This window comes from Paraburkholderia sediminicola, assembly GCF_046026895.1.
GTDB lineage: Bacteria > Pseudomonadota > Gammaproteobacteria > Burkholderiales > Burkholderiaceae > Paraburkholderia > Paraburkholderia sediminicola_C.
Window position 1 is genome coordinate 122,788 of record NZ_JAQQEU010000011.1, and the last position, 17,179, is coordinate 139,966.

A 17,179-nucleotide genomic window follows, 5' to 3' on the forward strand; every position below is an offset into this window, starting at 1 on the left:
ATTTCCCGCGCGGCGCGGCGCGTGCAAAAAATGCTTATTCCGGCAATTCGGCCGCGCCCATGCGCCGCGCGATCACGCGCGCGCGTTGAGCCAGATAGGCGGATCCCCGGTGCTCGTCGAAATATTTGGGCCGCGGCAGCATCACCGCGAGGCGCGCCGACTGCGCCGCGTTCAGCTTGCTCGCCGATGTCTTGTAGTAATACTGAGCGGCGGCCTCGGCCCCATACACGCCGTTGCCCCACTCCACGGAGTTCAGATAGATCTCGAAGATGCGTTGCTTATCCATCAAGGTTTCGAGCATCCAGGTGATGATCAGCTCCTGGCCCTTGCGGATATAACTCTTCTCACGCGAGAGAAACAGATTGCGCGCGAGCTGCTGGGTGATCGTCGAACCGCCGCGCACGATCCTGCCCTTCGCCTTGTTGCGCTCCCACGCTTGCAGGATCGCGTCGGTCTCGTAGCCGTTGTTGTTGACGAAATTCGCGTCTTCGGAAGCGATGGTCGCGCGCTTCAGATTGCGCGAGATCTGCTCATACGGCACCCACGTATGCTGCACCGACAAATCCGGCCGATCCTGCGCCAGGCGCCAAGCGTCCGAGCGCATGAACGCGGTCGAGCGCGGATTCACGTAATTCCACACCGCGATCTGCGTGAAGTAGAACGCCTGCGTTGCGAGCCACGCGATCACCAGCACGGCGCCCAGATAAACCATCCATCGCACCGGACCGGGCCGGCTTGCGCGCCGCGTTGCTGTCATCGTGCGTTCAGTTCTCGAGTGAGTGAGTTCCGCCAGGCGCCGCGCTGGTCTAAGGGTGCGAGGGCGCCGTCAGCAGCGCCCGCAGTTCGGCGAGCACCGGCGCGCCGGCCGGCCGCACACCGCGCCACACGTAAAACGATTCGGCGGCCTGTTCGACCAGCATGCCGAGACCGTCGGCGCCGCGCGCGCCGAGCTTGCGCGCGTGTTCCATGAAGACCGTCGGATGCGCGCCGTACATCATGTCGTACGCGAGCGCGCCGGTGCCGAACGCACGGTCGTCGCATTCGGGCAACGACGCGTCGAGGCTTCCCGCCGTCGCGTTGACGATCACGTCGTAGGTGCCCGCTTCGATCGCGCGCGCGCTGCCGCCCGTCAGACGGCACCCGGCGTCGCGCGCGGCCTGCGCGAACTGATCGACCAGCGCTTCGGCCTTCGCCGCAGTGCGGTTGACGATCGTCAGCGTGTGCGGCATGCGCTCCAGCATCGGCAGCACCACGCCGCGCGCGGCGCCGCCCGCGCCGAGCAACAGAATGCGCGCGCCCTTCAGCGATACGCCGATATTCACCTCGATGTCGCGCACCAGACCGAAGCCATCCGTGTTGTCGCCGTAAACGCCGTTCGCGTCGATGCGCAACGTGTTCACCGCGCCGGCCGCCGCCGCGCGCGGCGAAAGCGTGTCGGCGAAAGCGTGCGCGTCGAGCTTGAACGGCACGGTCACGTTCAGGCCGCGCCCGCCCGCTTCGATGAACGCGCGCACGTGCGGCACGAACGCGTCCACCGGTGCGAGCAGGTGCCCGTATTCGACCGGCTCGCCGGTTTGCGCGGCGAAGCGGCCGTGGATGAACGGCGACTTGCTGTGACCGACCGGGTTGCCGATGACCGCGTAGCGGTCGCGGGTGGCGGTGGTGCTCATCGTCCCGGCTCCGCGATGTGCTGATCGGCGGCGGAGCTTGCGTCGGTGTCGCCGTCGTCCGCCGCACTTGCGTCGTCGGCGGTGCCGTCGAGTTCGGCTTCGGCTTTGGCCTCGGCTTCGCCTTCCGCGCTGGCGTCGGGTGCGTCGATGATTTCCTCGTCGCCTTCATCGCCCTCGTCGGCTTCCTCGGCTTCGCCGCCGCTCGTCACGGTCGGCGCGTCGAGCACGTGCAGGAGACGCACGGACGCTTCGACAGTCAGCTCGTCGAGCGACATCACTTCCATCTGCAAACGCGTGCCGCGGGCGTGCACGCCGAGACCCGGCACATGCAGCAGCAACGGAATCTCTTCGAGGCGCACCAGATCGCCCTTCACCACCGACGCCACAACCTGCTTGCGGTTCTCCTGCTTCAGCCAGCGCAGACACCAGAAGTACTCCATGCGACGCTGATGATCGGCGTACGCGGTGTAGGTGTCGTCGAAGCCTTGCACGACGGCGAACAGATCGGCGTCTTTGGGCTTGAACGGCGCGGCCAGTTTCGCGGTCACGCCGTGCTGCACGCAGGCGATCAGCTGCCACTGGTTCACCAGGTCGACGTAACGGCGCAGCGGCGAGGTGCTCCACGCGTATTGGGTGACACCGAGGCCCTCGTGCGGCGCGGCGTTGGTCTGCATGCGCGTGCGCTTCGGGCCGCTCGGCGCGCCAAACGCGCGCTGCGTGCGGTAGATGCCCGGCACGCCGTGGTCATGCAGGAACGCGCCCCACGACGAGTTCGCGAGAATCGCCAGCTCGGCGACGATCGTGTCGAGCGGCGAACCGCGCCGGCGCGGCGTGATCGTGATGTGCTCGCCTTCCACATAGAAGTTGAAGTCGGTGTTGCGCTGCACTTCGCGGCGCAGACCGTAGCCGGCGCGCGCAGCCTGGCGTTTTTCGAACAGCGCCTGCGCGAACGGCCACAGCACTGCAATGTCGTCCTTGTGCGGATAGTCGCCGGTGCCGGCGGCGAGCGCCTCTTCGGTGACGAGTTCGTCGAGCGTGTTGTGGCGCAGATTGCTCTTCACGAACACGCGCTCGGCGCGCGTTTCGCTCACGACGATCTCCTGCGTCTCGCGATTGACGATCACATACAGCGAAAGCGCCGGCCGCAAGCCGCCTTCAGCCAGCGTGAACGCTTCGACGACGCTATCGGGCAGCATCGTGATCTTGTCGCCCGGCATGTAGACGGTGGACAGACGCGTGCGCGCGATCGCGTCGACCTCGTCGCCACGCTGGATGCCGAGCGCCGGCGCGGCGATGTGCACGCCGATCCGCACGCGGCCGTCGGCGAGGTGCTCGACGGAGAACGCGTCGTCGATTTCCGTGGTGGTAATGTCGTCGATCGAGAATGCCTCGACGTCCGCTTCGGGCAGATCTTCCGGCAAGCCGCCGACGGTGACCGGCGCAAAGCCGGTGCCGTGCGGGAAAAATTCGGCGAGGAACTTCGCTTCGTGCAGCGCGCGCGCCGACGGAATCGCGCCGCATTCGAGCATCAGGCGCGCCTGCGAAATGCCGCGCGCCGCCGCCGCGCCCTCGAGCGCCTTGTATTCGATCGTGTTCTTGTCGGGCTTGGTGAGCAACGCGAGCGCGGTCTTGCCGATGAAGGCTTCGGGCAGCCGCCCGGCTTTCAGTTCCTCCTCGTAGCCTTGCTGCACCAGCGCCTGCTGACGTTTGCGCTCCAGACCGGCGAGCGCCATCTTCAGCTGTTCCTGCGGCGCGCGCTGATACATGCCGCGGCCCTTGCGGCGGAAGTACACCGGCGCGCCGTGCATGCGCAGCACCAGCGCGGCGCGCTCGATCGAACCGAAGCTTTCGCCGAAGTACTCGGCGCCCAGCGTGGCGAACGGGAATTCGTCGTCAGGCGCGCACTCCCACAGGAAATCGAGGTCGATGTCCTGCGCGGCGGCGTCGGCCTGCTGCATCAGTTCGGCCGCGCTCGGCTTGTCGAATTCGATCAGCACGTCTTTGGCGCGCACCTTCGCGCGCCGGCCGCCCGGCAACTCGACCTGAAACGCGTCGCCCTGGCGCGACAGCACGCTGCCCGCCTTGAAACTGCCCGATTCCTCGAAGAAAACGTTCACTCAATACTCTCGTTCTGTCTTGCATCTGCCGGCGCGCCCCGATCCGTTTCAGCGATCGGTCACTGCGTGCGCGGCACGGCAACGTGTTCGTGGTTGTGGATCCGCGGCGCGATACGCGGGCGCCGGCGGGTTGAATCTGGTGACGGGGAGCGGCCTGCGAGGACCGCTCGCCTTAGTTTGCGTCTGTTTGCGGCTGTTTGCGGCGCTTGGCCTCAGGCCGCCTCGCGCGGCGCCGGCGGCTCGACGTCTTCGGCGTCGCAAAACGCCAGCACTTCGTCGACGTACTCCGCGAACTCGCTGATCGCGTGGTCGCTTCCTTCGATCAGCGTAGTGCGTGCGCCCGGATAATGGGCGAGCATTTCGCGGTAGTCGAGCACTTCGTCGCCGGTGGCGGCCAGCAGATAGTAGCGTTCGGGCCGCGTGATCGACGCGACGCCGAGCGCGCGCAGCTCGTCCAGATGATAGGGCTCGACGACGATGCTGCCGCCGCCGTGCCACAACGGCTGCGCGCCGAGATACGCACTCAGATCACGCTGCGGGACGACCGCCGGGTTCAGCAGCACGGCCGGCCAGCCATGTTTCTCCGCCAGATGCGTGGCGAAATAGCCGCCCAGCGAGCTGCCGATCAGCGTCACGCGATTCGTGCCGGCCGCAGCCACCAGCGATTCGGCGAGCGCCACCGTCTCAAACGGCGAGACGGGCAGCATCGGGCAGCACCACTCGTCGGCGCGGCCCAGTTCGGCAAGACGCGCCGCCAGCACGCGCGCCTTGAACGAATTGGGTGACGAGCGGAAACCGTGCAGATAGAGAATCACGAAGTGCCTCGCGCGGAAAGGGCGTCGAGCAGTTTCTGATGCACGCCGCCGAAGCCGCCGTTGCTCATCACCAGAATCTGATCGCCGGGGCGCGCTGCGTGGACCACTGCTTTGACCAGCGCGTCGAGATTGTCGAAGGCCTGCGCCTTGCCGCCGAGCGGCGCGAGCGCTTCCTTGAGATTCCAGCCGAGCGCGTCGCGTCCGCTCGGCGCGCCGTAGCCGAACACGAGATCGGCATCGGCGAGGCTGGCGGGCAATTGCGCTTTCATCACGCCCAGCTTCATCGTGTTCGAGCGCGGCTCCAGCACCGCGAGAATCCGCGTGTTGTCGCGGCCGACGCGCGCGCGCAGGCCGGCCACCGTGGTGTCGATCGCGGTCGGGTGATGCGCGAAATCGTCGTATACGGTCACACCGTCGACGCTGCCGCGCACTTCCATGCGCCGCTTCACATTGCGAAAGCTCGCCAGCGACTTCGCGGCCTGCGCCGGCGGCACGCCCACGTGCCGCGCGGCGGCGATCGCGGCCAGCGCATTCATGCGATTGTGCTCGCCCTGCACCTGCCACTCGACCACGCCGACGCGCTCGCTGTTGTGATACACCGCGAAGCGCTCGTCGACCGGCACGCCGGTTTCGGCGGGCAAGGTTTCCCAGCCGCCCTGCACGCCGAAGCGCTCGACTTCGCTCCAGCAGCCGCGCGTCAGCACGCGCTCCAGCGCGTCCTCGCGGCCGTTCGTCACCACCCGGCCGATGCTGGGCACCGTGCGGATCAGGTGATGAAACTGCGTTTCGATTGCGGCCAGATCCGGGAAGATGTCGGCGTGATCGAATTCGAGGTTGTTCAGCACCGCGGTCTTGGGCCGGTAATGAACGAACTTGGAGCGCTTGTCGAAGAACGCGGTGTCGTACTCGTCGGCTTCGATCACGAAGAAGCTCGAATGGGTGAGCCGCGCCGACACGCCGAAATTCAGCGGCACGCCGCCGATCAGGAAGCCCGGGTTGAGGCCCGCGTCTTCGAGCAGCCAGGTGAGCATCGAACTGGTGGTGGTCTTGCCGTGCGTGCCGGCCACCGCCAGCACCCATTTGCCGTTCAGCACGTGCTCGCCGAGCCACTGCGGCCCGGACACATAGGGCAGACCGCGGTCGAGGATCGCTTCCATCAGCGGGTTGCCGCGCGATACGACGTTGCCGATCACGAACAGATCCGCGTTCAGGCCGTTCAACTGGTCCGCGTCGTAACCCTCGATCAGACGGATGCCTTGCGCCTCGAGCTGCGTGCTCATCGGCGGATAGACGCCGGCGTCGCAACCGGTCACGGTGTGGCCCGCGCCGCGCGCGAGCACTGCGAGACCGCCCATGAACGTGCCGCAGATGCCGAGGATGTGGATGTGCATAAGCCTGTCGTGCCGCGCGGGCGTTTTTTGCGAGGAATGGAGGTGCAAAAGCGGCCGGAACGACCGTCTGCAAAGGACGCTATTGTAACCGACAGCTTACGCTCGCCCATGAACGCGGGCCCGCGCCGCGCCGCCTGGGCGTTCGTCCCGTCCCGCCCCGCCCAGAAAGGCGCATCGTCAATCTCTAGTATGATTGACGGATGATTCGCAAATCACATTTCGATCCGCAGCGCGTGCGCGAGGAAATCGCCATCGCGGCTGCGCGCATGATCGCCGAAGACGGTCTGGACTACGCTACGGCCAAGCGCAAAGCGGCCCGGCAAGTCGTCGGCGAGACTCGTATTGCCGGCGAATGGCTGCCGGATAACGACCAGATCGAGGCAGAGATCCGCGAGTATCAGTCGCTCTTTCAGGGCGACAGCCAGCCGGCGCTGTTGCGGCGCCTGCGCCTCATCGCGATCGACTGGATGGAGCGGCTCGCGCCGTTCAACCCCTATCTGACCGGCGCGGTGCTGGGCGGCACGGCGGGGGAACACTCGGACGTGCATCTGCAGGTGTTCTGCGACAACCCGAAGGAAGTCGCCATCTATTTCCTGAACGCCAACATTCAGTACGACGTGTCGGAAACGCGGCATTTCGCCGGACGGGGCTATGTCGAGACACTGAGCTTCCTGTGGCGCCCGGAGAACGAAGGGCGTAATGCGGAATCGGCCGGCATTCACGTCGCGCTGTACGAGACCGACGACCTGCGCGGCGCGGTCCGCGCCGACGCACGCGGCCGCACGGCCCGGGCGAACCTGCAGGCGGTCCAGGCGTTGCTCAACAGCGGCGAAGTCACCCCTTCCACTAATTAGACAGACCGACAATGACTACGAGACGGATTCTGGCGGGCGCGCTGGTTGTAATCGTCGCTGCGGGCGGCGGCGTGCTGGCCAACCATTGGCTCAACGGCGGGACCGAAGAAGTGGCCCACGCGGCCCAGGCCGGTTCGCAGCAAAGCCCGGTCGAGCAACTGTGGGCCGCGCCGGTCACGAACGTCGACGGCAAGGCGCAGTCGCTAAGTTTGCTCAAAGGGCACCCAATCGTCGTCAACTTGTGGGCGTCGTGGTGCGGCCCTTGCGTCGAGGAAATGCCTGCGCTGTCGCAACTTCAACGCGAGTACGCCAAAAAAGGCATCCAGTTCGTCGGACTTGGCGTGGATTCCGACAAGAACGTGCAAGCCTTCCTGCAGAAAGTGAAGGTGGCCTACCCGGTCTACGTGACCGGCTTCGGCGGCGCCGACCTCGCGCGCGCGTTCGGCAATAACGCGGGCGGCCTGCCGTTCACGGTCGTGATCGACGCCAAAGGCAATGTCCGCTCGACAAAATTAGGCCAGATCGACCCCGCGGCCCTCAGACAGACGCTCGACGCCCTTTAAGTTTCACATTCTTTTGGCGTTCAGTTCCGCGCGGAACGCGCAAAAATACGCGCATTTCAAGCGAAATTGAGAGAAGATGGGCGCCCCGCACGATGACGGTCCGACGCCGGCGTCGCTCCATACGTGTGGGAAACTAGACAAGTTTCTCTAATCAGCGCTAAAGTGCGCCCAATTCCACGGAAAAAGAAGCGACCATGACGCGACTGCTGGTACTGCACGGACCCAACCTCAACCTTCTCGGCACCCGGGAACCCGAGGTTTACGGTCACGTGAGCTTGCCGCAGATCGATCAAGCGCTGGCCGACCGCGCGGCGGACGCCGACGTCGAGCTGGCGTCGTTCCAGAGCAATCACGAAGGCGCTCTGGTCGATCGCATCCAATCCGCGCGGGCTGAAAAAACCGATTTCATTCTGATCAATCCCGCCGCATACACGCATACCAGCGTGGCCATTCGGGACGCACTGGCGGGGGTCGGCATCCCGTTCGTCGAGATTCACCTGTCGAACGTGCATCGTCGCGAACCGTTCCGGCATCACTCGTATTTCTCCGACCAGGCTGAGGGCGTGATTTGCGGCCTTGGCTGGAAGGGATATCTGTACGCGCTCGAATTCGCGCTCGACCGGCTCGCGGCCGGCTCGTCGCGCGGCTGAATCCAAATACGTCTAATTTGAGCCGGCTCTCGCACGTGCCGGCACTACGCATTGAAAGGGGCTTCCTGATGGATCTACGTAAACTGAAAACTCTGATCGACCTCGTCTCGGAGTCCGGTATTTCCGAACTCGAAGTGACCGAGGGCGAAGGCAAGGTGCGCATCGTCAAGAACGCGCCGCCGGTTTACGTGCAGCCGTCCGCCTCCTATGCGCCGCAATACGCGCAGCCGGCTCCCGCCATGGGCGCCGAAGCGCCGGCGGTCGCCGCCGCCCCGGCTGCGCCGGCGGTTGCCGCGCCGCAAGGCCACGTGGTGACCTCGCCGATGGTCGGCACCTTCTACCGCGCGCCGTCGCCGGGCGCGGACCCGTTCGTCCAGGTGGGCGACACCGTCAAGGAAGGCCAGACGATCTGCATCATCGAAGCGATGAAGCTGCTCAACGAAATCGAGTCGGACAAGTCCGGCGTGGTGAAGGAAATCCTCGTCGAAAACGGCCAGGCGGTCGAGTACGGCCAACCGCTGTTCGTGGTCGGCTAACGCGGCACGCAGTGTTCGCCGCCCGCGCGCCGCTGTCGAGAGGCGCGCGACCGATCCTCTGAGGCGGCCGGTGTTGTGAGCAACCCGGCGCCCATTGATGAGTCGAAAACCCGCTATGTTTGAAAAAATCCTCATTGCCAATCGCGGCGAGATCGCGCTTCGTGTCCAGCGCGCCTGCCGCGAACTCGGTGTCAAGACGGTCGTCGTCTATTCGGAAGCCGACAAGGAAGCCAAATACGTGAAGCTCGCCGACGAGGCGGTCTGCATCGGCCCGGCACCGTCGAATCTGAGCTATCTGAACATGCCCGCGCTGATCAGCGCGGCTGAAGTCACCGACGCCGAAGCGATCCACCCCGGCTACGGCTTCCTGTCGGAGAACGCCGACTTCGCCGAGCGCGTCGAGCAGTCCGGCTTCACCTTCATCGGCCCGCGCCCGGAAACGATCCGGATGATGGGCGACAAGGTCACGGCCAAGCAGACCATGATCAAGACCGGCGTGCCGTGCGTGCCGGGCTCGGAAGGCGCGCTGCCGGACGATCCGAAAGAGATCGTGAAGATCGCCCGCCAGGTCGGCTATCCGGTCATCATCAAGGCCGCCGGCGGCGGCGGCGGCCGCGGCATGCGCGTGGTCCACACCGAGGCGGCGCTCGTCAACGCGGTCAACATGACCCGTGAAGAAGCCGGCCGCGCGTTCGGCAACCCGCAGGTCTACATGGAGAAATTCCTGGAGAACCCGCGGCACATCGAAATCCAGGTGCTGTCCGATTCGTTCAGGAACGCAATCTGGCTCGGCGAGCGCGACTGTTCGATGCAGCGCCGTCACCAGAAAGTGATCGAAGAAGCGCCGGCGCCAGGCATCGCGCGCCGTCTGATCGACCGTATCGGCGATCGTTGCGCGGACGCCTGCAAGAAGATGGGCTATCTGGGCGCGGGCACGTTCGAGTTCCTGTACGAAAACGGCGAGTTCTACTTCATCGAAATGAACACGCGCGTGCAGGTCGAGCACCCGGTGACCGAGCTGATCACGGGCGTGGACATCGTGCAGGAACAGATCCGCATCGCGGCCGGGGAAAAGCTCGCATTCCGTCAGCGCGACATCACGTTCAGGGGTCATGCGATCGAATGCCGGATCAACGCCGAAGATCCGTTCAAGTTCATTCCGTCGCCGGGCCGTTTGACCTCTTGGCATATGCCGGGCGGCCCCGGCATCCGCGTCGATTCGCACGCGTACAACGGCTATTTCGTGCCGCCGAACTATGATTCCATGATCGGCAAGCTGATCGCTTACGGCGCCACGCGCGAACAGGCGATCAAGCGGATGCGCATCGCGTTGTCGGAAATGGTGGTCGAAGGCATCCAGACCAACATTCCGTTGCACCGCGAGCTGATGCTGGACGCGAAATTCGTCGAAGGCGGCACCAGCATTCACTATCTCGAAAACCGTTTGGCCGCGAAGCTGCAGGCCGCGCCGGAAGAAGCGTAAGTCATGAGCTACCGGGAACTGATCGCCGAGTTGGCACGCGAGCACGCGGAGGAGTTTTCCGATGCGCTGCTCGAGTTGGGCGCGCTGTCCGTATCGGTCGAAGACGCGGACGCCGACACGCCCGACGAGCAGCCGCTGTTCGGCGAGCCCGGTCTCACGCCCGATCGCACGGCGTGGCAGCGTTCGCGCGTGATCGCGCTGCTCGCGCCGGAACACGAACCAGCGTTGCTGCTGACCGCTGCCGCGAACGAGGTCGGGCTGGATACCGCGCCGTCGTTCACCGTGCGGGAAGTCGAAGAGCAGGACTGGGTGCGGCTCACGCAGTCGCAGTTCGATCCGATTCCGATCGGCGAGCGCATCTGGGTCGTGCCGTCGTGGCACGATGCACCGGACCCCGAAGCATTGGTGCTGGAACTGGACCCGGGCCTCGCGTTCGGCACCGGCAGCCATCCCACTACACGCCTGTGCATGGAATGGCTGGAGCAATCGGTCAAGCCTGAGCAGTCCGTGCTCGATTACGGTTGCGGCTCCGGCATCCTCGCGATCCTCGCGAAAAAGTGCGGCGCGAATCCGGTGTATGGCATCGACATCGACCCGCAAGCGGTCGAATCGGCGCGTCACAACAGCGAGCGCAACCGCGCCGAGGTGACGTACGGTTTGCCGGACGAATGTCCCACCGGCGAATTCGATATCGTGGTCGCCAATATCCTCTCCAATCCGCTCAAGCTGATGGCGTCGATGCTGTCGTCGAAGGTCAAGCCGGGCGGCCGGATCGCGCTGTCCGGCATTCTGGCGCGCCAGGCGGAGGAAGTCGCGCAGGTGTACGCGCGCTGGATCGATATCGGCGTATGGCGCGAACACGAAGGTTGGGTGTGTCTGACGGGAACACGTCGCGAAAGCCATTAGAATAAGGCGTATTGTCTAATCAACGGCCTACTGGCTTATCGGCTCAATATGCTCCTGGCGACGCGTTGCCCCTTCTGCGAAACCGTCTTCCGTCTTCAGCCGGCGCAGCTCGCGCTGCGCCGCGGCCTCGTGCGCTGCGGGCATTGCCACGAAGTTTTCGACGCATCGAGCAGCCTGTTCGACATCACCGAGGGCGGTGACTTTTCCACCGCCAAACCGGTCGCCGCTGCCGCGGCGATCGAAGCGCTGTCGGGCGTACGTCATAAACGCCCCGACTTCAGCGCGCAAGGATGGGATCCGGGGGCGCCCACGCCCGACGCGGCCATCGACAATCGTCTGCTGCACAACGCCGGCAATGTGCCGCTGGCGCCGGTCTCGACCGGCGCGGGCGTTGCGCTCACGCCGGGCCACCCCGCCGAGCCGGAATTGCCGGCCGGTGCTTTGACGACCCCGCTGCCTCCCGACCACGAACCGGTGCTGGCCGACGCGCCGCTCGAACCCTTTGCCTATCGGCCCGAGGAAGAGCCTCCGCTGGAGGAAGCGCCGCGGGTTTGGCACAAGACCGAGCACCCGTCCGAACCCGCTGTGGACCAGAAGGCGCGGATACATGGCATCCCCGATAACGAACCGCATTTTGGCACGGCCGGCTTAGGCACGGCCGGCTTAGGCGCGGCCGGCGCCGCTGGTTTCGGCGCGGCGCGTGCAGGCTCGGCTCCCTTCAGCGCCACCGCTGCCGGCGGCGGCTCGGGCACCGGCGGTCCGGGCGGTCCGGGCGGCCCCGGCATCGGCGGCCCGGCTGCCGCCGCTGCCAGCGGCGAGCCCTTCTCCGTCAATCCCGTGAACGACGGCAACGATCCGTTCCCCGTGATGCGCGAAAGCCGCCCCGCCGAAGCGCGGCGCACGGGCTGGGCGATCGCCGCGTCGGTGGTGGGACTGCTGTTGGTCATCGCGCTGCTCGCGCAACTCGCGTGGTGGCAACGCGAAACGGTGCAGGTGTACTTCCCGCGCTCGCAGACGCTGTACGCGAAGGCCTGCGCACAGCTCGGCTGCGAGGTGTCGCCGCCGCACGACATCGACGGCTTGCAGGTCGAGCCGTCCGATCTGCGGCAGATCGACGGCCCGCACAAGCTCGAGCTGAAGATGCCGCTGCACAACCGCTTCAACATCGCGCTCGCCTATCCCGCCATCGAACTCACGCTGCTCGACGACCAGAACAACGTCGCGGTGCGGCGCGTGCTCTGGCCGCAGGACTACGTTCCACCCGGCACGTCGATCGCGGCCGGCCTGCCGGCGCACACGACGCAGACCATGATCGTGCATCTCGATACGGGCATGGCGATCGCCTCCAATTTCCGCGTTCAGATTTTTTATCCGTAACGCACCCTCGCGCGCCCGGCCATGATCGGGCGCTTCACTGTCATTTCTGACGAATTTTCGGAGCACTACAACATGAGCCAAGTCACTCTGGGCGGCAACCCGATCGAAGTAGCCGGCACGTTTCCGTCAGTGGGCCAGAGCGCGGCCGCTTTCTCGCTGGTCGGCAAGGATCTGAAGCCGGTGTCGCTCGCCGATTTCGCCGGCAAGCGCAAGGTGCTGAACATCGTCCCGAGCCTCGACACGCCGACCTGCGCCACCTCGACCCGCAAGTTCAACGAAGCCGCCGCCAAGCTGACCAACACGGCGGTGATCGTCGTGTCGGGCGACCTGCCGTTCGCGGCCTCGCGCTTCTGCACGACCGAAGGCATCGAGAACGTCGTCACCGCCTCGACGTTCCGCGGCCACGAGTTCGCCCAGGCCTACGGCGTCGACGTGACGAGCGGTCCGCTGACCGGCCTGACGGCGCGCGCCGTGGTGGTGATCGACGAGAACGACAAGGTCGTGCACGCTGAACTGGTCGGCGAAATCAAGAACGAGCCGAACTACGACGCAGCACTCGCCGCGCTGAAGTAAGCCTTTCGCGCACGAGCCACGGCGCCGCGCCTCGTGCGCGGCGCCGTGGCATCGTCGCGCGCCCTCTCTCCAACGCTTTTTCACAGGAACGCTCGCCTTGGCTACGCTCATTTGCGGCTCGCTCGCCTACGACAACATCATGACTTTCGAGGGACGCTTCCGGGAGCACATTCTGCCCGAGCAGGTGCACATCCTGAACGTCAGCTTTCTCGTGCCGACCATGCGCCGCGAGTTCGGCGGCTGCGCGGGCAACATCGCTTACGCGCTGCATCTGCTCGGTGGCGACGCGCGCATCATGGGCACGCTCGGCTCGGTCGACGCGCAGCTTTACCTCGACCGCTTCGAGCAACTCGGGCTGTCGACGCAAAGCGTGCTCGTCGTGCCGGACGCCTACACGGCGCAGGCGATGATCACCACCGACCTCGAAAACAATCAGATCACCGCGTTCCATCCGGGCGCGATGATGCAGTCCCATCTGAACCGCGCCGACGAAGCGAAGGGCATTACGCTCGGCATCGTCGGACCGGACGGCTACGACGGGATGATCCAGCATTCGGAACATCTGGCGGCCGCCGGCGTGCCGTTCATCTTCGATCCGGGCCAAGGTTTGCCGCTCTTCGACGGCGACACGCTGCGCCGCATGATTGAACTTGCCACGTATGTAGCTGTCAACGATTACGAAGCCAAGCTGGTGAGCAACAAGACTGGCTGGTCGATCGAAGAGATCGCCGGCAAGGTCGAAGCGTTGATCGTCACGCTCGGCGAGCAGGGTGCGCAGATCCATCATGCCGGCGGTGTCGAAGCGATTCCGGCGGTCAACGCAAAGCAGGTGCTCGACCCGACAGGCTGCGGCGATGCATTCCGCGGCGGCTTGCTTTACGGCATCGAGAACAGGCTTGGCTGGGCCACCACGGGGCGCCTGGCAAGCCTGATGGGTGCCCTGAAGATCGAGCATCAGGGCCCGCAAAACTACGCGCCCAGCCGGGCGGAAATCAACGAGCGGTTCGAGGGGGCATTCGGATACAGCCTGCCTTAAGACCGCGAGCCATGGGAGCCAGGGAATGAGGACAACGAGTCGCCTGATCGTCGCCACCTTGATCGCCGGGTCGCTGGCGATGTCGGGATGCGCGAGCAACAGTAGTTCTCCCAACGTCTTCACGGCGTCGCAGGCACAGCGCGAACAAACGGTCCGCATGGGCACGGTCGACAGTGTGCGCGCAGTGCGCATCAGTTCGAACAACGGCCAGCCGAGCGGTCTGGGCGCGGTCGGCGGCGGCGCGCTGGGCGCGCTGGCCGGCAGCACGATCGGCGGCGGCCGCGGCTCGGTCGCCACGGGCATCGTCGGCGGCATAGGCGGCGCGGTCGCCGGCAATGCGATCGAGAACAGCGTTGCGATGCGCGACGGTGTCGAGATCACCGTGCGGCTAGACAACGGCGACATGCGTGCGATCACGCAAACCACCTCCGGCGAAATCTTCCGCGCGGGCGATCGCGTGCGGCTCCTCTCCAGCGGCGGTATCACGCGCGTCACGCACTAAAATTTCCCCTCTCGCGCGGCCGCCTACGGGTAGCCGCGACGACCTCACACGCATGCCCTCCCCTGTGCATGCGTGTTTTTTCTTCTGCACGCTCGCGCAGAAACCGCGGGCAAAAAAAATCCCGTCGCCGAGACCCGGCCACGGGATTCTGAACGGGTAGCGCTCATCACTTGCCTGAGCGCTACCCGATCATCGGACACATCCTGCGACGTGTCGAAGTGCTACGACTGCTTACGGACGGCTGCCCGTCGGGAACGGCCATGCCGCTGCCGGGTTCAGCGCGGTCTTCACCGTCGCCGCCGGTGCGCTCGAAACAGCAGTCGCAGCGGGTGCAGGCGCAGCCTTCTTGGCGACAGCCTTCTTCGCAGGCGCAGCCTTCTTCGCAGGAGCGGCGGCCTTCTTCGCGGCAGCCTTCTTGGCAGGCGCAGCCTTTTTAGCAGCAGCCTTTTTAGCAGCAGCCTTTTTCGCGGGCGCAGCCTTTTTAGCAGCGGCCTTTTTCGCAGGCGCAGCTTTCTTCGCTGCGGCCTTCTTCGCCGGAGCTGCCTTCTTCGCTGCGGCCTTCTTCGCCGGTGCTGCCTTCTTCGCTGCTGCCTTCTTCGCTGCGACCTTCTTCACTGCGGCTTTCTTGGCCGGCGCTGCCTTCTTGGCCGCGACCTTCTTCACAGCGACTTTCTTCGCTGCAACTTTCTTGGCTGCAACCTTCTTGGCCGGCGCAGCTTTCTTCGCTGCAACCTTCTTAGCCGGTGCTGCCTTCTTCGCTGCAACCTTCTTTACTGCGACTTTCTTCGCAGCGACTTTCTTCGCCGGAGCAGCCTTCTTTGCCGGAGCAGCCTTCTTGGCCGCGACCTTCTTTGCTGCGGGTTTCTTAGCGGCGGCTTTCTTTGCAGTTGCCATCATTTTCTCCTTCAGGTTTTCAGATGAGAGTCAGTTCAAACTACACCCTTCGTCAAAACCCGCTTCCCGCGGACGCTTCTCAGGGCGCGCGCTACGAAGCGGGCTATTCATCGGCGTACGCAGGTGCTGCGCGCTTACGCTAATGAATGCGGTAAGGCGCGCCGTGCCAACAGGCACCGCGCGCCAGATCTGGTCGGCGTTGAACCACAACGCCGGCAATTGCTTGATCGAGCCGCTGGCGGTGACGCCAGCGGCTTTGTCCGGGGGGAAGTTTGCCCATCCCACTGAAGGGTCCGCAAAGTGCCTGTCATGTTTGTGGGCCGCTAGGGCACCGGGCACGCTTTGCATCAGGCGGTTCTGCTCCTAACCAAATTTGCCGCGGCCGAAGCCGGCGGCATCCCCATCGATGAATGCATCTGCGACACGAACCCGGCTTACTCCCAGGTCAGCGCACCGCCAGTTTGATATTCGATCACTCGCGTCTCGAAGAAGTTGCGCTCCTTCTTCAGGTCGATCATCTCGCTCATCCACGGGAACGGGTTTTCCTCGTTCGGGTACAGCGGATCGAGACCGATCTGCTGGCAACGGCGGTTGCAGATGAAGCGCAGATAGCTCTTGAACATCGACGCATTGAGGCCGAGCACCCCGCGCGGCATCGTGTCTTCTGCGTAACGATATTCAAGTTCGACCGCTTGCTGGAAGATCTCGCGGATTTCCGCGCGGAACTCAGCCGTCCAGAGTTGCGGGTTTTCGAGTTTGATCTGGTTGATCAGGTCGATGCCGAAGTTGCAGTGCATCGACTCGTCGCGCAGGATGTACTGGTACTGTTCCGCCGCGCCGGTCATCTTGTTCTGGCGGCCGAGCGCCAGGATTTGTGTAAAGCCGACGTAGAAGAACAGGCCTTCCATCACACAGGCGAACACGATCAGCGAGCGCAGCAGGGTCTGGTCTGCCTCGAGCGTACCGGTCTTGAAGGCCGGGTCGGTCAGCACGTGGATGTACGGAATCAGGAATTCGTCTTTCGCGCGGATCGAGGAAACCTCGTGATACGCGTTGAAGATTTCGCCTTCGTCGAGGCCCAGCGATTCGACGATGTACTGGTAAGCATGCGTGTGGATCGCCTCTTCGAACGCCTGGCGCAGCAGGAACTGGCGGCATTCGGGCGCCGTGATGTGGCGATAGGTGCCCAGCACGATGTTGTTGGCGGCCAGCGAGTCGGCCGTCACGAAGAAGCCCAGGTTACGCTTGACGATGCGGCGCTCGTCTTCGGTCAGCCCGTTCGGGTCTTTCCACAAGGCGATGTCGCGCGACATGTTCACTTCTTGCGGCATCCAGTGGTTGGCGCAACCAGCCAGATACTTTTCCCAGGCCCACTTGTACTTGAACGGCACCAACTGATTGACGTCGGTCTGGCCGTTGATGATGCGCTTGTCGGCGACATTGACCCGCGCTTCGGAAACGGCAGCCGTTCCGGCAGCGTGGGCAACGTGAGTGACGGGAGCGACAGCGATGTCGTTCGCGAACACGTCTTGAGCCGAGGGAGCATGAGGAGCGGAACGCGTTCCGATTTGCGAACCGACAGCCGATCCCGCTGCGTTGCGCAACGCATTCTGTTGCGCGCCGCTCGAGGGAGTTACGGCAGTGATCTCGTCATCCCAGTTGAGCATAAATGTCACCATCAATTTAGAACGGTTTGTACCATCTTTTCACGAGCGATAAAAGAGTTCGCTGATGAAAAATCCTGTTTTCGATTCGCGTTGCTACGTTCATACAACACTTTGTTCAACGGACTCTGCGTGACGCATCGAGTGA

18 protein-coding genes are annotated in these 17,179 nt (G+C 64.6%); 10 read left to right on the forward strand and 8 right to left on the reverse strand.

Annotation, left to right across the window (positions count from 1 at the left end):
- Positions 1 to 34: 34 nt before the first annotated feature.
- The 5 genes from mtgA to mpl all read right to left on the reverse strand — a co-directional run bounded on the left by mtgA (position 35) and on the right by mpl (position 5,993).
- The gene (mtgA, locus tag PQR02_RS10790) at positions 35 to 757 is read right to left on the reverse strand and encodes a monofunctional biosynthetic peptidoglycan transglycosylase (protein ID WP_408229547.1); all 723 of its coding nucleotides are present in this window, start codon (positions 755 to 757) and stop codon (positions 35 to 37) included.
- A 49-nt stretch (positions 758 to 806) separates the two neighbouring features.
- Positions 807 to 1,670, reverse strand: a complete 864-nt coding sequence (aroE, locus tag PQR02_RS10795) for a shikimate dehydrogenase (RefSeq protein ID WP_408229550.1) — start codon at positions 1,668 to 1,670, stop codon at positions 807 to 809.
- Positions 1,667 to 3,787 (reverse strand): ribonuclease catalytic domain-containing protein, encoded by a 2,121-nt coding sequence (locus PQR02_RS10800; RefSeq protein WP_408229553.1) that lies wholly within the window; start codon positions 3,785 to 3,787, stop codon positions 1,667 to 1,669. The genes aroE and PQR02_RS10800 overlap by 4 nt, the downstream gene beginning before the upstream one ends.
- 212 nt (positions 3,788 to 3,999) lie before the next feature.
- Positions 4,000 to 4,602, reverse strand: coding sequence for a YqiA/YcfP family alpha/beta fold hydrolase (locus PQR02_RS10805; RefSeq protein ID WP_408229556.1), 603 nt, complete (start codon positions 4,600 to 4,602; stop codon positions 4,000 to 4,002).
- Positions 4,599 to 5,993, reverse strand: coding sequence for a UDP-N-acetylmuramate:L-alanyl-gamma-D-glutamyl-meso-diaminopimelate ligase (mpl, locus tag PQR02_RS10810; protein WP_408229559.1), 1,395 nt, complete (start codon positions 5,991 to 5,993; stop codon positions 4,599 to 4,601). Before mpl ends, PQR02_RS10805 begins: the two co-directional genes overlap by 4 nt.
- A gap of 200 nt (positions 5,994 to 6,193) precedes the next feature.
- Between mpl and PQR02_RS10815 the strand changes: the two genes are divergently transcribed.
- The 10 genes from PQR02_RS10815 to PQR02_RS10860 all read left to right on the forward strand — a co-directional run bounded on the left by PQR02_RS10815 (position 6,194) and on the right by PQR02_RS10860 (position 14,473).
- Positions 6,194 to 6,847 (forward strand): UDP-N-acetylmuramate--alanine ligase, encoded by a 654-nt coding sequence (locus PQR02_RS10815; RefSeq protein ID WP_408229562.1) that lies wholly within the window; start codon positions 6,194 to 6,196, stop codon positions 6,845 to 6,847.
- An 11-nt stretch (positions 6,848 to 6,858) separates the two neighbouring features.
- Positions 6,859 to 7,410, forward strand: coding sequence for a TlpA family protein disulfide reductase (locus tag PQR02_RS10820; RefSeq protein ID WP_408229565.1), 552 nt, complete (start codon positions 6,859 to 6,861; stop codon positions 7,408 to 7,410).
- Between the two features lie 194 nt (positions 7,411 to 7,604).
- Entirely contained in the window at positions 7,605 to 8,060 is a 456-nt protein-coding gene (gene aroQ, locus PQR02_RS10825) for a type II 3-dehydroquinate dehydratase (protein ID WP_408229568.1), read from the forward strand.
- 68 nt (positions 8,061 to 8,128) lie between these two features.
- Positions 8,129 to 8,596, forward strand: coding sequence for an acetyl-CoA carboxylase biotin carboxyl carrier protein (gene accB / locus PQR02_RS10830; protein ID WP_149673415.1), 468 nt, complete (start codon positions 8,129 to 8,131; stop codon positions 8,594 to 8,596).
- Positions 8,597 to 8,711: 115 nt separating this feature from the next.
- On the forward strand, positions 8,712 to 10,079 hold the full coding sequence (gene accC, locus PQR02_RS10835; protein ID WP_408229572.1) for an acetyl-CoA carboxylase biotin carboxylase subunit: 1,368 nt from the start codon (positions 8,712 to 8,714) through the stop codon (positions 10,077 to 10,079).
- Positions 10,080 to 10,082: 3 nt separating this feature from the next.
- Complete coding sequence (prmA, locus tag PQR02_RS10840; protein ID WP_408229575.1) at positions 10,083 to 10,985, forward strand: 50S ribosomal protein L11 methyltransferase; 903 nt, start codon at positions 10,083 to 10,085, stop codon at positions 10,983 to 10,985.
- A gap of 48 nt (positions 10,986 to 11,033) precedes the next feature.
- Positions 11,034 to 12,362: a zinc-ribbon and DUF3426 domain-containing protein gene (locus tag PQR02_RS10845; RefSeq protein ID WP_408229578.1), complete on the forward strand. Its 1,329-nt coding sequence runs from the start codon at positions 11,034 to 11,036 to the stop codon at positions 12,360 to 12,362.
- Positions 12,363 to 12,434: 72 nt separating this feature from the next.
- On the forward strand, positions 12,435 to 12,935 hold the full coding sequence (gene tpx / locus PQR02_RS10850) for a thiol peroxidase (protein ID WP_149673419.1): 501 nt from the start codon (positions 12,435 to 12,437) through the stop codon (positions 12,933 to 12,935).
- Positions 12,936 to 13,032: 97 nt separating this feature from the next.
- The gene (locus tag PQR02_RS10855; protein ID WP_408229583.1) at positions 13,033 to 13,971 is read left to right on the forward strand and encodes a carbohydrate kinase family protein; all 939 of its coding nucleotides are present in this window, start codon (positions 13,033 to 13,035) and stop codon (positions 13,969 to 13,971) included.
- Between the two features lie 25 nt (positions 13,972 to 13,996).
- Entirely contained in the window at positions 13,997 to 14,473 is a 477-nt protein-coding gene (locus PQR02_RS10860; protein WP_408229586.1) for an outer membrane lipoprotein, read from the forward strand.
- A gap of 231 nt (positions 14,474 to 14,704) precedes the next feature.
- On the opposite strand, the gene PQR02_RS10865 is transcribed toward PQR02_RS10860, so the two are convergent.
- The 3 genes from PQR02_RS10865 to PQR02_RS10875 form a co-directional block, all read right to left on the reverse strand.
- Entirely contained in the window at positions 14,705 to 15,367 is a 663-nt protein-coding gene (locus PQR02_RS10865) for a histone H1-like DNA-binding protein (RefSeq protein ID WP_408229589.1), read from the reverse strand.
- A gap of 30 nt (positions 15,368 to 15,397) precedes the next feature.
- Complete coding sequence (locus PQR02_RS10870; protein WP_408229592.1) at positions 15,398 to 15,715, reverse strand: hypothetical protein; 318 nt, start codon at positions 15,713 to 15,715, stop codon at positions 15,398 to 15,400.
- A gap of 86 nt (positions 15,716 to 15,801) precedes the next feature.
- Positions 15,802 to 17,034, reverse strand: coding sequence for a ribonucleotide-diphosphate reductase subunit beta (locus tag PQR02_RS10875; protein ID WP_408229595.1), 1,233 nt, complete (start codon positions 17,032 to 17,034; stop codon positions 15,802 to 15,804).
- Positions 17,035 to 17,179 lie beyond the last annotated feature (145 nt).

Bases quoted from the DNA above. Each gene is read 5' to 3' on its own strand.
- PQR02_RS10815 (WP_408229562.1), top strand. From the start codon at position 6,194: ATGATTCGCAAATCACATTTCGATCCGCAGCGCGTGCGCGAGGAAATC.
- aroE (WP_408229550.1), bottom strand. From the start codon at position 1,670: ATGAGCACCACCGCCACCCGCGACCGCTACGCGGTCATCGGCAACCCG.
- PQR02_RS10820 (WP_408229565.1), top strand. From the start codon at position 6,859: ATGACTACGAGACGGATTCTGGCGGGCGCGCTGGTTGTAATCGTCGCT.
- prmA (WP_408229575.1), top strand. From the start codon at position 10,083: ATGAGCTACCGGGAACTGATCGCCGAGTTGGCACGCGAGCACGCGGAG.
- PQR02_RS10865 (WP_408229589.1), bottom strand. From the start codon at position 15,367: ATGGCAACTGCAAAGAAAGCCGCCGCTAAGAAACCCGCAGCAAAGAAG.
- PQR02_RS10875 (WP_408229595.1), bottom strand. From the start codon at position 17,034: ATGCTCAACTGGGATGACGAGATCACTGCCGTAACTCCCTCGAGCGGC.
- PQR02_RS10870 (WP_408229592.1), bottom strand. From the start codon at position 15,715: ATGCAAAGCGTGCCCGGTGCCCTAGCGGCCCACAAACATGACAGGCAC.
- mtgA (WP_408229547.1), bottom strand. From the start codon at position 757: ATGACAGCAACGCGGCGCGCAAGCCGGCCCGGTCCGGTGCGATGGATG.
- mpl (WP_408229559.1), bottom strand. From the start codon at position 5,993: ATGCACATCCACATCCTCGGCATCTGCGGCACGTTCATGGGCGGTCTC.
- tpx (WP_149673419.1), top strand. From the start codon at position 12,435: ATGAGCCAAGTCACTCTGGGCGGCAACCCGATCGAAGTAGCCGGCACG.
- accC (WP_408229572.1), top strand. From the start codon at position 8,712: ATGTTTGAAAAAATCCTCATTGCCAATCGCGGCGAGATCGCGCTTCGT.
- accB (WP_149673415.1), top strand. From the start codon at position 8,129: ATGGATCTACGTAAACTGAAAACTCTGATCGACCTCGTCTCGGAGTCC.
- aroQ (WP_408229568.1), top strand. From the start codon at position 7,605: ATGACGCGACTGCTGGTACTGCACGGACCCAACCTCAACCTTCTCGGC.
- PQR02_RS10860 (WP_408229586.1), top strand. From the start codon at position 13,997: ATGAGGACAACGAGTCGCCTGATCGTCGCCACCTTGATCGCCGGGTCG.
- PQR02_RS10845 (WP_408229578.1), top strand. From the start codon at position 11,034: ATGCTCCTGGCGACGCGTTGCCCCTTCTGCGAAACCGTCTTCCGTCTT.